Origin of the sequence: Rhodococcus sp. IEGM 1409, assembly GCF_030056735.1 — a bacterium.
GTDB lineage: Bacteria > Actinomycetota > Actinomycetes > Mycobacteriales > Mycobacteriaceae > Rhodococcus_F.
On the sequence record NZ_JASHKN010000010.1, the window covers coordinates 204,264 to 217,980 of the forward strand.

The following is a 13,717-nucleotide window of genomic DNA, read 5'->3' on the forward strand; positions in this document are numbered from 1 at the left end:
GGATGCTGATGTCCGATGCGGAGCCTGGCCGTGTTCTGTTGTGCCTGAGAAGCTGTTCTCAGGTTTTGAAGGTGGTGTTCGCCGGTCGCGGGTGCTGCTGCGGGTCGATCGAGGGCGGCGGGATGAACCACGGTTTGTTGTCGACGCCGATCCGGATCGCCCATTTTCCGGCGAACCCGGATGTGCGGTGCATCAGCCGGTGATGCGAACGGCACAGCAGGACCAGGTTGTTCATCACCGTCGGCCCGCCGTTCGCCCAGTGCCGGATATGGTGCGCATCCGTCCACGCCGGTACGCACGTACACCCCGGGAACGCGCAGCCCCTGTCGCGGGCGATCAGGGCGACGCGTTGTTCGGCGGTGACCAATCGTTTTCCGGGTTTCGCATCCAAGGGTGCTCCGTGATCGTCGAGTAGGACGGTCGAGAGGAAGCAGTCACACCCCAGAAGTCTGGTCTGCGAGACCGACAGCGGTCCCAGCCACGGCATATGCCCGACATCGAGATCCGGCAGAGGCGCTCCACCATCAGACGGTGTTGCGGCGCAGTCGCGATGCTCGGCCAGGTCCCGGGCGTTGATGTGCACGTTCACGTGCGGACGTTGCCCTCCGTCGGTACCGGTCTTGGCGCAGTCGAGGTAGCGGCGGATCAGTTCGGTGAACCCGTCCGCCGTCCGCTTCGCCGCGGACCGTGCATCGGGGGTCCCATCGGGCGCCGGGGTGGGCATCGTCAGATTCGACAACGCCGAGAGCAGCATTTCGCCGGTGAGGGCATCGAAATCGCCTCGCACCACCACCCGGCCGTTCAAGGTCGAGGCGATGCGGAGCTCATTGCGATCCACGTCCTCGGCGGGCGGAATCTCATCCGATTCGAACACGCGCTCCAAAGTCGCGATCACGTGCCGCACCTTCGTCGTTGTCGCCTCCACCCCCGACGCAGCCGCGAGCAACAGGTCGATGCAGCGAGGTAACGCCTCCTCCGGCATCCCCTTCGGCGGGGATTCGCAGAACGGCACGATCAGCACGGCGTGATCGAACGAGCAATCCCCGCAATCAAATCTCGCTGCCACCGCCGGAAACGGCCGTAGCGCCGCGCCCAGGGCGGCGATCTTCTTCCCGTCCCGAACCTGCAGCATCGTGTTGCCTGCCAACCACGCACCCACACCGCGGCACGCGACTACCCGATCATCCGGGCGCATCGACAGTTCGTCCACCACCGCCACCCGCACCGCTTCCAGACGCAGAATCTCCGCACTCGCCGACACCGCAGCCGCACGCAACTCAGCAGCAGACAACCGCCACAACCGCCCGCGCAACCCCACCGCAGAACCCGACACCACATCCGACAACAAAACACTCATAGAATCCCCCGATCCCCTCCCCAAAGCATACTCGAACACACGTTCGAGTCAAGGGAATTTTCGAATCGCCGACTTCTCGCAAAGATTCAAGGGTGTATCCGTTGTCCGCGAATGTGTTTCGTCGGGACGGAGGACCTCATCGAGTATGACAACCGATGGGGTGGGGTATGGGTCGCCGATTCTCGACCCTTGGTTGGAGAATGCGGTCGGTGTTTGACCGTGCGAGCACGCGGGTAACCCGCTCCGGATGCCGTCAGCGTGAGGGGGCCGTGAGTGGACGAGTCACACAAGATCCGTCGCCGATCGTTTGTTCAAGGGCTTGGCTTGCTGGCCGGACTCAGTGCATTGTCCGCTGGATCTGCGACGGCTCGACCTCCTGATGTCGATCCACTGCGCCCGTTCCAACTTCCGTCGCCCCGGCTGGAACCGTTCCGGGAGTCCCTTCCTGTCCTGCCGGGCATTTCGGGTGGCAATCTGGAACTTCGTGCGGCGTCGTCGATGCACCGTTTCCATCCAGACCTACCGCCGTCGCCGTCGCTGGGTTACGGCGGAATGGACTATCTGGGCCCCACCATCGAGGCGCACGTCGATCAGCTCGTGACAGTGCGATACGCCAATGACATTGCCGCGTATCCGCTTGCCGCCGATGTCGATCCGGGTCTGCACGGTGTGAGCGACCTCGACCGCACACAGGTCCCCACCTCGCTTCACCTGCACGGAGGGGTTACTGCACCACAGTTCGACGGACATCCGGAGTTGATCCAGCGTCCGGGCGAAGGTTTGGTCCACGAATACACGAATGGTCGTGCGGCCGGTAATCTCTGGTACCACGATCACGCCATGGGGATGACTCGCCTCAACGTCTACGCCGGGTTGGTCGGGATGTATTTTCTCCGTGACGACGCTGACACAGGCAACGCTGGGAATTCACTCGGCTTGCCGTCCGGTGAGTTCGAACTTCCGATGATTCTGCAGGACAAGGTATTCACCTCCGACGGTCAGCAGAGTGTCCGTTCCACGTGGCTCACTCCGCAAGGTTCATGGGATCCGGCGACTCCCGGTGACGTGGGTGTGGTGAACGGAGTCGTATGGCCGAAAGTGGAGGTGGCTCGCGGACTGTATCGATTGCGGCTGCTCAACGCCGCAACCTACTCCGTGTGGAATCTGCACTTCGCAAATCGTATGCGGTTCTGGGTGATCGGGTCCGAAGGTGGGTTGCTGGCCGCTCCTGCGCCGACGGATCACGTCCGGTTGAGTCCAGGTGAACGCGCTGATCTGCTGGTCGACTTCAGCATGCTCGACCCAGGCACGACGGTGGAATTGCGCAACGACGAACCGGTACCTCTTGCAGTGGCTCAACGCGGCACGCAGGTGATGCCGGTCTTCTGTCGGTTCGATGTGGGCAGCGCAGCGGGGTTCACTGGATCGATCCCGCAGCAGCTGAATTCCATTGCCGCCGAACCAGAATCCCCGGAGGTGGTGCGAAATCTCACGATCATGCAGCTGTCGCGTCCGTCGGACTATCCCTCGATCACCATGTCGCTCAACAATTTGCGGTTCACCGATTCGGATATCGAACTGCCGCGTCAGGGAACTGTCGAGCAATGGAATCTGATCAACATCACCACGGAACCGCATCCGATTCATCTGCATCTGGTGGCGTTCCGCGTTGTGGGACGCCAGAACATCGACACTGCAGCGCTGATGCAGCGGTATCCGGTACCTGACTTGGGGGTCCGGTGGACGCCGTCGGCCGAGGAGTTCGTGACCTCTTCGCTGAGGCCTCCCGAAGTGTGGGAAACGGGGGAGAAGGACACAGTGATCGTGGATGCCAACTCGATTACCCGCGTGATCGTTCGCTTTCCGACGGCGGACGAGCTGGGCTTCGATCCGGATGCAACTTTCGCGAGAGGTTCCATGGCGGACCACTCGGCACACGGCGAGGCTGGCATGGGGGACCTGCAGGGGTACGTCTGGCACTGCCACATGCTCGATCACGAAGACCACGACATGATGTTGCGGTACCGGGTGGTGACGTAGCCTTCAAAGGGAGAAAGTTCCCAGAGGAGGCAGCTGTGTCGGAAGGTGCGCCCACCGGGCCCTTGGACGGATATCGGGTGATTGAACTCGGATCCTTGATCGCCGGGCCCTTCGCCGGGAAATTGCTCGGCGACATGGGAGCCGACGTGATCAAGATCGAATCACCGGGCCGCCCAGACCCGCTTCGTACCTGGGGTCAGGCTGAGCAGGACGGTCATCGATTCTTCTGGACGGTTCACGCCCGCAACAAGCGATGTGTGACGTTGGACCTTCGCGTCGACGCGGGCCGAGACCTGTTTCTGAATCTGGTCGAACATGCCGACGTGGTGGTCGAGAACTTCCGGCCGGGCACCCTCGAGAAATGGGGTCTGGGATTCGACGTGCTCAGCGCGCGCAACCCGAAGTTGGTCTTGGCCAGGGTATCCGGGTACGGGCAGAGCGGACCGCAGGCGAAGAGTGCCGGCTACGCCTCGGTGGCCGAAGCAGTTAGCGGATTTCGGCATCTGAACGGCTATCCAGGGCAGGCACCTCCGCGTATTGCCCTTTCGCTCGGAGATTCCCTCGGTGGGATGTTCGCCGTTCAAGGAGTGTTGGCAGCGTTGCTCTCGCGAGAGCGGACTGGCCGCGGTCAGGTCGTCGACGTTGCTCTCACGGAATCCTGTCTGGCAGTGCAGGAATCCACGATTCCGGATTACGACCGGGGCGGCATCATCCGGCAGCCATCGGGAACGAGGTTGGAGGGTATCGCGCCGTCCAACATCTATCAGACCTCTGAAGGAAACTGGGTGGTGATCGCAGCCAATCAGGACACGTTGTTCGCTCGGCTGTGCAGCATCATGGGTTCACCGGAACTTGCTCAGGACAAGCGTTTTGCGGATCACGTTGCGCGCGGAAAGCATCAGGACGAACTCGACGAACTGATCGCCGAATGGGTTGCGGCACAGGATCCCGCGACGCTGGTGGAACGGCTGACCGAGGTGGGAGTTGTTGCCGGACCGATCAATACGGTTGAAGACGTCGTCAAGGATCCGCAGTTGATCGAACGGGGAATGCTCGTCGACCACTACGACGAGCGGATCGGGGAAAACGTCCTCGGCTTGGGCGTCGTGCCTACCTTCAGTGAGACCCCTGGATCCGTGCGCAACGCGGGAGCTGCGGCGCCGGGTCACGACAACTCCTCGGTCTGGGGCGGGCTCCTCGGACTCTCGGACGACGAGCAGGCAGAACTGAAGATGAAGGGCGTGATCTGACATGTCGGTACCTGACGTGGGTATTTCAGCAGTCAGTATTCGTGAAGTCGGGCCACGGGACGGGTTGCAGATCGAAGAGCCCGTGTCATTGGCGGAAAAACTTCGACTCGTCGAAGCTCTGGCTGAGACGGGTGTTTCGCGCATCGAGGCGACGTCGTTCGTCTCACCGCGCGCTGTGCCGGCATTGGCCGACGCGGAGTTGTTGGCCGCAGAACTCCACCAGTGGCCGGGCATCGAGTTCTCGGCCTTGGTCGCCGGAATCGGTGGAGCGAAACGGGCCGTCGCCGCAGGAATGAAAACCGTCGAATATGTTGTTTCAGCGTCGAATGGCCACAGCGAAGCCAACACTCGGTCGACGACGGAGCAAGCGACCGAACGTATCGGAGAGGTCGTCAGGATCGTCCACGACGCCGGTGGACGGGTAGAGGTCATCGTGGCCACAGCCTGGGACTGTCCGTTCGACGGTTCCACCGATCCGGATCGTGTTCTGCGGATTGCGGAGCAGGCCAAAGAGTTCGGCGCTGATCAGTTCTCGATCGCGGACACCATCGGCACTGCCACACCGGGGCGTGTCGGACGGTTGATCGATGCTGTGGGCGAAAGAGTGGGTGACTTCGGCTTGGGTGTGCACTTCCACAACACGCGTGGCGCTGGTCTCGCATGCGCCTTGGCGGCTGTGCAGCACGGTGTTCGAAACCTGGACGCGTCCACCGGTGGGCTCGGCGGTTGCCCGTTCGCTCCCGGTGCGAGTGGCAATATCGCGACTGAGGAACTGGTCTACATGCTCGAAGACATGGGCATTGCGACAGGTATCGACCTGGGTGCGAGCATTCATGCCGCTGCCGTTGCGGAAGAGATTGTGGGCCATGCGGTTCCCAGTAATCTTCTCCGCGCGGGCGATCGGAAGCGGTAGGGAGAGCTCTACTCGTCTCGGTTGGGCGACGCGAGCTGCAGTTTGACCAACTGTTCGTGTGCCGCCGGCGGCCAACCGATGCGCTGCTTCTCCAGATGCCATGCACCGGCGGAAAATATAATCGCGAGGACGATCCAGATCGCGACAGGTCCAAGGCGACGTTCTGAGCGAGCAACTCGAACACGGTGGTCGCGATGCACACCAACTCGAGATCCGGCTCGTCCTCGAGAATCATGGACAAGCCGATAGCCACCGACTCGTGGTCTTCGACCAGCCCTACGCGGCGATGTGGAAATGCAGTTCGCGCTGACATACGAACGATCCCCCTCTCGATACGAAGGCGTTATCAGGGAAGCTGACCGGTTGGTCTGGATGGCGTTAGCGGTTGGCTAAGTTTTGAAGTCAGCCTGGACTGTTTTGCGTTTCGGCTCTATAGTTGTCTTGTGACCGAGACCACTTCTGACGCGAAAGTAAGCCGTACGCAGGCCGAACGAACTGCTGCGATGCGTGGGCGCCTGCTCGACGCTGCAGTCGACTCGCTGGTCGAACTGGGCTACTCACGGACCAGCACGCAAGAGATCGCCCGCCGCGCAGGCGTTTCGCGGGGTACGCAACTGCATCATTTTCCGACCAAGGAATCGCTGGTCGTTGCGGCCGTCGAGTATCTGGTCGACAAGCGACTGGAAGAAATCCTCACCGCTGAAGTGGATCGCGACCTCGGCCTCGAGGTCCTGGCGGACGCGTTTTCCGGGCCGCTGTTCTATGCCGCCCTCGAATTGTGGGTCGCGGCGCGAACCGATCCCGTTCTGCACGCGGCGACGGTGCCCCTCGAACGCAAGGTCAGTGAGGCACTCGAATTCGGTAGCGCCGAGTTGTTCGGCGATCGCTTCGATTCCGAATCGGTCGAACTCACCATCGAGCTCGTCCGTGGGCTTGCCGTCTCAGCCCTGTTCCGTACATCCGAAGCCGATGACGCGCTCAGAGCGCGACTGTTGCCGGCCTGGCAATCCCGAGTGGAGAAGAAGTGAAGCTTCCCGAACATGTCGAAACATTGATCGTCGGTGCCGGATTCGCCGGTATGGGCTTGGCAGCCAGAATGCTTCGCGACAACCGAGCGGCGGACGTCGTGTTGATCGAGCGCGGAGCTGATATCGGTGGCACCTGGCGAGACAACACCTATCCCGGCTGTGCCTGTGACGTGCCGACAGCGTTGTACTCCTATTCTTTTGCGCCGAGCGCAGATTGGAGTCATACCTTTGCTCGTCAGCCGGAGATCTACGACTACCTGAAGAAGGTGGCTGCAGACACCGGCATCGGGGATCGCGTAGTCCTGAACTGCGAACTCGAAGCTGCTGTCTGGGACGAGGATGCGGCGCTGTGGCGTATTCGAACATCCCGGGGGTCCTTGACGGCCAAGGCGCTGGTCGCCGCAACGGGGGCGTTGTCGACACCCAAGATTCCGGACTTTCCCGGTCTCGACCAATTCTCCGGTACCACTTTCCATTCGGCGACGTGGAACCACGAACACGAATTGCGTGGTGAGCGCGTAGCCGTGATCGGCACGGGAGCGTCGGCGGTTCAGTTCGTTCCCGAAATTGCCGATCCGGCAGCCCACGTCACCGTGTTCCAGAGAACTCCGGCCTGGGTGATTCCGCGAATGGATCGCACCCTGCCTGCCGCGCAGAAGGGCCTGTATTCGCGGATTCCCGCTACGCAGAAGGTGGTTCGGGGATGGGTTTACGGCTTTCGTGAGTTACTCGGTGCCGCGATGTCGCACGCGACGTGGGTGCTGCCGGCCTTCGAGGTGGCCGCGCGTCTCCATCTGCGCCGACAGGTCAAAGATCCGGAGTTGCGCCGGAAACTGACTCCCGATTTCACGATCGGCTGCAAGCGGATGCTTCTGTCCAACGACTGGTTGCGCACCCTCGACCGCGCGGATGTGAGCCTGGTCGACAGTGGGCTCGTCTCGGTCACCGAAAACGGGGTGGTCGACGGACGCGGAGTCGAGCACAAGGTTGACACCATCATCTTCGCCACGGGGTTCACGCCCACGGAACCGCCTGTCGCGCATTTGATCACAGGAAAACAGGGAGAGACGCTGGCCGCGCATTGGAACGGCAGCCCCTCTGCGTACAAAGGCACTGCGGTGAGCGGGTTCCCGAATCTGTTCCTCATGTACGGTCCGAACACCAACCTCGGACACAGTTCGATCGTGTACATGCTCGAGTCCCAGGCCGAGTACGTCAACGACGCGTTGAACACAATGAAGCGTGAGCGACTGGACGCTCTCGATGTCAACGAGTCGGTACAGGTGCACTACAACAAGGGAATTCAGCGCGAGTTGCAGCACACGGTGTGGAACAAGGGCGGATGTTCGAGTTGGTACATCGATCCGGAGGGACGTAACTCGGTGCAGTGGCCGACGTTCACTTTCAAATTCCGGTCCCTGCTGGAGAATTTCGATCGCGAGAACTACTCGGCTCGCAAGATCGAAAGCGTCGAGGCATGACCACGACGCACTACGACGTGGTGGTGATCGGATCGGGATTCGGTGGCAGTGTCGCCGCTCTTCGCCTGACGGAGAAGGGTTACCGCGTCGGGGTGCTCGAAGCCGGTCGACGGTTTTCCGACGACGAGCTACCTGAAACGAGTTGGCGACTGCGAAAGTATCTGTGGGCGCCTTGGATTGGGTGCTACGGCGTGCAGCGAATCCATCTGCTTCCGGATGTATTGGTGATGGCGGGATCCGGAGTTGGCGGAGGATCGTTGAACTACGCCAACACGTTGTATCAGCCACCCAAGCGGTTCTTCGAAGACCGTCAATGGGCGCACATCACGGACTGGCACGACGAGCTGGCGCCGTACTACGACCAGGCCAAGCGGATGTTGGGTGTTCGCACCAATCCGTCCTTCACTCCCGCCGATGCGGTGATGAAGGAGGTAGCGGAAGAAATGGGTGTGGGGGAGACCTTCACGTCCACACCCGTCGGCGTTTTCTTCGGGGAGGCAGGAGTTTCCGTGCCGGACCCGTTCTTCGGCGGGAAAGGACCCGAGCGCACCGGCTGCACCGAATGCGGGGGATGCATGACCGGGTGCCGTGTCGGGGCGAAGAACACGCTGGTCAAGAACTACCTCCATCTCGCCGAGCAAGCGGGCGCCAGAGTACATCCGCTCACGACCGTCACCGACCTGCGGCCGGCGGCAAGCGGTGGGTACCACCTGCTCGCGAGGCGAACGGATGGCATCCGCCGGCGAGAAATTCGGTTCACCGCTGATCAGGTGGTGGTTGCCGCCGGAACGTACGGAACGGCGAGACTGCTGCTCGGTATGAAGGAATCCGGTGCCCTACCGGGCCTGTCGGACACTCTGGGTACCGTCGTACGCACGAACTCGGAGGCCGTGCTGGCCGCAACGTCGAAGTCGCGTCGACGGAACTTCACGCAGGGTGTCGCGATCACATCGTCATTTCACCCGGACGATCACACGCACATCGAACCGGTGCGATACGGCAAGGGCAGCAATGCAATAGGTCTTCTGCAGACCGTCCTGAGTGACGGGGGTGGGCGAACTCCCCGGGTGCTGAAGACTATGGCCGTTGCGGCCCGGCACCCAGGTGCGTTCTTCCGATCGTTGTCGGTGCGGAACTGGTCCGAGAGAACCGTCATCGCGCTGGTGATGCAGACCGACGACAACTCACTCGAACTCTCCAAGAACACCAAGCGATTCGGACGTTCACTCACCAGCAGGCCGGGGCCGGGTGATCCGCCTCCCCAGTGGATTCCGCAGGGCCATAAAGCTATTCGCAAGGTCGCGGAGAAGATCGACGGCGACCCTGGCGGTTCCATCGCCGAGATCGTGAACATCCCGATGACGGCGCACTTTCTGGGCGGCTGCGCGATCGGTGACAGCGCGTCCAGCGGCGTCGTTGATCCGTATCTCCGTGCTTACGGGCATGCAGGCCTGCACGTCATGGACGGTTCGGTGGTGAGCGCGAATCTCGGAGTCAATCCTTCCCTGACCATCACGGCGCAGGCAGAACGAGCATGCGCGATGTGGCCGAACAGAGGTGACGTGGACGCCCGCCCGAAGACTGGCGAGCCATACGTACGTATCGACCCGACTTTGCCGTCCGAACCGGTGGTGCCGACGCATGCACCGGGCGCTTTGCGGCTTCCCCTGACCATTCGAGCTGAGAAGGTGTCCGATGTGGAGCGTGCCTGAATCTACAAGTGACCGTGTCGACTGGCCGGTGAGTGATCCGCCGCCCTGGCCGGCTCGCGTTCGCGCGACACTGTGGTGGCACCGCAGTACGCCGGCGGCGCGCGAGCTTGGGCCCGACGGTCGAACGATCCCGATGACGGTGGCCATGATGGTGGACTACCTCGATTCTCCGGTCGGTCCGTATCGCGAGATCCTCGCCAGCCCGGTCTTGCATGCGCCGGGGAAACGGATCGGGCCGATGCCGCGGATGGCGGTCCCTTTCATCGCGGTCGATTCGGAACCGTCGGTGCACGGCGGACGGGTCCACTGGCAACTGCCCAAGGTTCTGGCCGAGTTCGACGGAGACGTGCAGCGGAAATTCACTGCAACCGGCGACGGATGGCGGGTGCGCTCGGACACACGGATGCTCGGGCCGCGTCTGCCGATTGCCGGGGCGTTGGGGTTTGCACAGCCGGAAGTCGGCGGCGGTGTGGCGATTGCGTCGGCGAGGCTGACCGGATCGTTCCGATACGCGCGTGTGAGCGTCGAGTCGGAGGGGCCGACACTGCCGAGCTGGTTGGCTGCGGGCACCCATCACGGTGTCGTGATTCTGGGTGGAAAAATGACTACGGGAGCAGCCAAGCACCGCTAGCACAAGGTTTGGCCAGCGTAAAAACGACCAAGGCCGCCTCGTCTGTGACTGGGCGGCCTTTGTCTTGGTGTTGAAGTTCAGTCGTGTGGTGTTGAAAGTCTGGTGTCGACGTCCCACAGGCGCCTCTCGGCGGGTGGTCGCTCGCAGCGACAAAAGGGGTGGGGCCCGGGGCTTGTTCGGACGCCGACAGGGTGTTCAACGGTGGTTCGACCGGATTTGTTCCCGCCCCGCATATGTGACGTCAGTCTCGATTCAACTTAGGCAATCCTTTTCTTGACTAATTCCAGAAAAGCGGCATACTGGGAAACATGCGAGACGGAGAGCATGACTTCGACCCCCGAGCGCAACTGCGCGCCGTCGGGTTGAGGGTCACTGCTCCGCGCCTCGCCGTGCTGAATGCGGTTACAGCCCAACCGCATTCAGACGCCGATTCTGTTGCAGCACTCGTGCGGCAGCAGCTCGGATCGGTATCCACACAGGCCGTTTACGACGTGCTGAAGGCATGCGTGAACGCAGGATTGCTGCGACGCATCGAGCCGGCGGGTTCGCCCGCACGGTTCGAGACGAGGACTGGTGACAACCACCATCACCTCGTCTGTCGCGGCTGCGGCAAGGTCGTCGACGTCGATTGTGTTGTCGGCCAAGCTCCCTGCCTCGAACCTTCCGAAAATCACGGCTTCGAAATCGACGAAGCCGAGGTCGTGTTCTGGGGCCTTTGCCAAGATTGCCTGAAGAATTCTGCCGAATCCGACACCGAGTCGGACGCGGTCTCGCAGAATCGAATTGATGCGTCCAGAATCTCCGAGTCAGCCCCCTCGCATGCAGCCCATGCTTTCGACTCGGATGCAGCCCCGCTCCTCTGACGCCCAGCCCACAACGCTAGGAGGCTTCGCCATGACCAAGCCCACCACAAACAATTTCGGTATCGCGGTCGCAAGTGATGACGAATCGCTGACCGCGGGTATTCAGGGGCCGGTGCTCCTTCACGACCACTACCTGATCGAGAAGCTCGCGCAGTTCAACCGCGAGCGTGTCCCGGAGCGCATCGTTCACGCCAAGGGCGGCGGCGCTTTCGGTGAACTCGTCATCACGCACGACGTCAGCAAGTACACCAAGGCCGCGTTCCTGCAGCCGGGTAAGAAGACCGAATCGCTCGTCCGCTTCTCCACCGTCGCCGGTGAGCAGGGCAGCCCCGACACCTGGCGCGATCCGCGCGGTTTCGCGATGAAGTTCTACACCGAAGAGGGAAACTACGACCTCGTCGGCAACAACACGCCGGTGTTCTTCATCAAGGACGCCATCAAGTTCCCCGACTTCATTCGTTCGCAGAAGCGTCTGCCCGGCTCCGGCCTTCGTGACCACGACATGCAGTGGGACTTCTGGACTCTGCGTCCTGAGACCGCTCACCAGGTGACCTGGTTGATGGGTGACCGCGGCATCCCGAAGACCTGGCGCAACATGGACGGCTTCGGATCGCACACCTACCAGTGGGTCAACGCTGCGGGTGAACGCTTCTGGGTGAAGTACCACTTCAAGACCGATCAGGGCATCGAGTTCCTGACGCAGGCAGAAGCAGACAGCCTCGCCGGTAGCGATCCTGATTACCACCGCGCGGATCTGTACAACGCCATCGAGGCCGGCAATTTCCCGAGCTGGACCCTCAACGTTCAGATCATGCCGGTCGACGAGGCCGAAGGCTACCGCTTCAACCCGTTCGACCTCACCAAGGTCTGGTCTCAGAAGGATTACCCGCTGATCGAGGTCGGCAAGTGGACGCTGAATCGCAACCCGGAGAACTTCTTCGCACAGATCGAGCAGGCGTCGTTCGAGCCGTCGAACGTGGTGCCCGGCATCGGATTCAGCCCGGACAAGATGCTTCTCGGCCGCGTCTTCTCCTACGCCGACGCCCATCGCTACCGCATCGGCACCAACTACGCCGACCTGCCGGTCAACGCTCCGAAGAACGAGGTGAACTCCTACTCCAAGGAGGGCGCCATGCGTTACAGCTTCAATTCCCCGTCGACGCCGGTGTACGCACCCAACTCGTACGGCGGACCGCATGCCGATCCGTCGGTTGCCGGCGACGAAGGCCTGTGGGCGTTCGACGGCAAGGCAGTGCGCGCCGGCTACATCGAGCACGCCGAGGACGGCGACTTCACGCAGGCTGGAACGCTGGTCCGCGAAGTTCTCGACGACGCAGCTCGTGAGCGCCTGGTGAGCAACATCGTCGGCCACGCCCTTGCCGGCGTCAGCGAGGAAGTTCTGCTGCGTGTCTTCGAGTACTGGAAGAACGTCGACGCAGATTTGGGCAAGCGCGTCGAAGAAGGCGTACGCGCAGGTCAGTGACACGCTGACTGACGTTCGAATAGGTGTACCGAATGCGGGCCGCTGCAAGGGAAATCGATTCCCGGCAGCGGTCCGCTTTTGTCTGCCCAACTAGAGCAGTGCGAACCAGTAGACGAAGCATGCGAGAAGGAACACAACGACTGACTCCATGACGACACCCCTGTTCGACGTGCACTTCTGCTGTTCGCACTCTCCATGGTCCGCTTCTCGAGCGGAGAATGCTCGGGGCACAAGTTTCGCGAACCGAGGTGTTGGGCAGTCAATTCCCATGGCAATAGGTGCGGTTCTCTTCGACATCGACGGAACGCTCGTCGATTCCAACTATCTGCATGTAGAAGCGTGGTCGCGAGCATTCTTCGAGGTAGGTCGCCCGGTTGACGCGTGGCGGGTGCACCGCAGCATCGGCATGGACGGAGACCGACTACTGGAGACCTTGCTCGGCGAAGACATCGACGGGTGCGGGCCACGGGCCAAGGAGCTTCACACCAAGTACTACCGGCAGTCGGCTGACCGCCTTCGAGTGCTGCCGGGAGCACGCGAATTGATCCGCCGAGTTCACTCGCTCGGACTGCACGTCGTGCTCGCTACTTCGGCGCCCGACAACGAACTGGAGTTGCTGCGCCAGACGCTCGACATCGACGAAATGATCTACGCCGCCACCTCTTCGGAATCCGTCGACGAGGCCAAGCCTGATCCGGACCTGATCGAGGTCGCGCTCGCGAAGGCAGGTGTCGACGCGGGCGACGCGGTCATGGTCGGCGACGCCGTCTGGGACATGAAGGCGGCGACATTTGCGGGCGTTGCGGCTGTGGGAGTGCGCAGCGGCGGCATGTCGACCGACGAACTCGAAGGCGCGGGTGCGGCGGCTGTGTACGACGACGCCCGCGACCTTCTCGACCACCTCGACGGCAGTGTGGTCTCCGAACTCGTTTCAGGCCTCGATACCAGGAGTTGATCAG

The 13,717-nt window shown here is 62.0% G+C and carries 11 protein-coding genes and 1 pseudogene; 10 read left to right on the forward strand and 2 right to left on the reverse strand.

Annotated features, from left to right (window positions below):
• Positions 1 to 58 precede the first annotated feature (58 nt).
• Positions 59 to 1,357 (reverse strand): HNH endonuclease signature motif containing protein, encoded by a 1,299-nt coding sequence (locus QM716_RS23915; RefSeq protein WP_283306617.1) that lies wholly within the window; start codon positions 1,355 to 1,357, stop codon positions 59 to 61.
• A gap of 273 nt (positions 1,358 to 1,630) precedes the next feature.
• Between QM716_RS23915 and QM716_RS23920 the strand changes: the two genes are divergently transcribed.
• The 3 genes from QM716_RS23920 to QM716_RS23930 are packed head-to-tail and all read left to right on the forward strand — an operon-like array spanning position 1,631 to position 5,560.
• On the forward strand, positions 1,631 to 3,397 hold the full coding sequence (locus QM716_RS23920) for a multicopper oxidase family protein (protein WP_283306618.1): 1,767 nt from the start codon (positions 1,631 to 1,633) through the stop codon (positions 3,395 to 3,397).
• Positions 3,398 to 3,432: 35 nt separating this feature from the next.
• Positions 3,433 to 4,647 (forward strand): CaiB/BaiF CoA transferase family protein, encoded by a 1,215-nt coding sequence (locus tag QM716_RS23925; protein ID WP_283306619.1) that lies wholly within the window; start codon positions 3,433 to 3,435, stop codon positions 4,645 to 4,647.
• A gap of 1 nt (position 4,648) precedes the next feature.
• Entirely contained in the window at positions 4,649 to 5,560 is a 912-nt protein-coding gene (locus QM716_RS23930; protein WP_283306620.1) for a hydroxymethylglutaryl-CoA lyase, read from the forward strand.
• A 142-nt stretch (positions 5,561 to 5,702) separates the two neighbouring features.
• Here the strand turns inward: QM716_RS23930 and QM716_RS23935 are convergent.
• Positions 5,703 to 5,873, reverse strand: a pseudogene (locus QM716_RS23935) (DNA-binding response regulator); the annotation flags it as partial.
• A 190-nt stretch (positions 5,874 to 6,063) separates the two neighbouring features.
• On the opposite strand from QM716_RS23935, the gene QM716_RS23940 reads away from it, so the two are divergent.
• The 7 genes from QM716_RS23940 to QM716_RS23970 all read left to right on the forward strand — a co-directional run bounded on the left by QM716_RS23940 (position 6,064) and on the right by QM716_RS23970 (position 13,713).
• Positions 6,064 to 6,588, forward strand: a complete 525-nt coding sequence (locus tag QM716_RS23940) for a TetR/AcrR family transcriptional regulator (protein WP_283306705.1) — start codon at positions 6,064 to 6,066, stop codon at positions 6,586 to 6,588.
• Complete coding sequence (locus QM716_RS23945; protein WP_283306622.1) at positions 6,585 to 8,069, forward strand: flavin-containing monooxygenase; 1,485 nt, start codon at positions 6,585 to 6,587, stop codon at positions 8,067 to 8,069. Before QM716_RS23940 ends, QM716_RS23945 begins: the two co-directional genes overlap by 4 nt.
• Positions 8,066 to 9,781, forward strand: a complete 1,716-nt coding sequence (locus QM716_RS23950) for a GMC oxidoreductase (protein ID WP_283306623.1) — start codon at positions 8,066 to 8,068, stop codon at positions 9,779 to 9,781. Before QM716_RS23945 ends, QM716_RS23950 begins: the two co-directional genes overlap by 4 nt.
• Positions 9,765 to 10,412, forward strand: a complete 648-nt coding sequence (locus tag QM716_RS23955) for an acetoacetate decarboxylase family protein (protein ID WP_283306624.1) — start codon at positions 9,765 to 9,767, stop codon at positions 10,410 to 10,412. The genes QM716_RS23950 and QM716_RS23955 overlap by 17 nt, the downstream gene beginning before the upstream one ends.
• Positions 10,413 to 10,720: 308 nt before the next feature.
• A complete protein-coding gene (locus QM716_RS23960; RefSeq protein WP_283306625.1) occupies positions 10,721 to 11,275 on the forward strand; it encodes a Fur family transcriptional regulator in 555 nt (184 codons plus the stop codon).
• Between the two features lie 31 nt (positions 11,276 to 11,306).
• Positions 11,307 to 12,758 carry a catalase gene (locus QM716_RS23965; RefSeq protein WP_230816542.1) on the forward strand — a complete coding sequence of 484 codons (1,452 nt, stop codon included), beginning with the start codon at positions 11,307 to 11,309 and terminating at the stop codon, positions 12,756 to 12,758.
• 268 nt (positions 12,759 to 13,026) lie between these two features.
• Positions 13,027 to 13,713, forward strand: coding sequence for an HAD family hydrolase (locus tag QM716_RS23970; protein ID WP_283306626.1), 687 nt, complete (start codon positions 13,027 to 13,029; stop codon positions 13,711 to 13,713).
• The last annotated feature ends 4 nt before the right edge of the window (positions 13,714 to 13,717 follow it).

Bases quoted from the DNA above. Each gene is read 5' to 3' on its own strand.
- QM716_RS23915 (WP_283306617.1), bottom strand. From the start codon at position 1,357: ATGAGTGTTTTGTTGTCGGATGTGGTGTCGGGTTCTGCGGTGGGGTTG.
- QM716_RS23950 (WP_283306623.1), top strand. From the start codon at position 8,066: ATGACCACGACGCACTACGACGTGGTGGTGATCGGATCGGGATTCGGT.
- QM716_RS23940 (WP_283306705.1), top strand. From the start codon at position 6,064: ATGCGTGGGCGCCTGCTCGACGCTGCAGTCGACTCGCTGGTCGAACTG.
- QM716_RS23960 (WP_283306625.1), top strand. From the start codon at position 10,721: ATGCGAGACGGAGAGCATGACTTCGACCCCCGAGCGCAACTGCGCGCC.
- QM716_RS23965 (WP_230816542.1), top strand. From the start codon at position 11,307: ATGACCAAGCCCACCACAAACAATTTCGGTATCGCGGTCGCAAGTGAT.
- QM716_RS23930 (WP_283306620.1), top strand. From the start codon at position 4,649: ATGTCGGTACCTGACGTGGGTATTTCAGCAGTCAGTATTCGTGAAGTC.
- QM716_RS23970 (WP_283306626.1), top strand. From the start codon at position 13,027: ATGGCAATAGGTGCGGTTCTCTTCGACATCGACGGAACGCTCGTCGAT.
- QM716_RS23955 (WP_283306624.1), top strand. From the start codon at position 9,765: ATGTGGAGCGTGCCTGAATCTACAAGTGACCGTGTCGACTGGCCGGTG.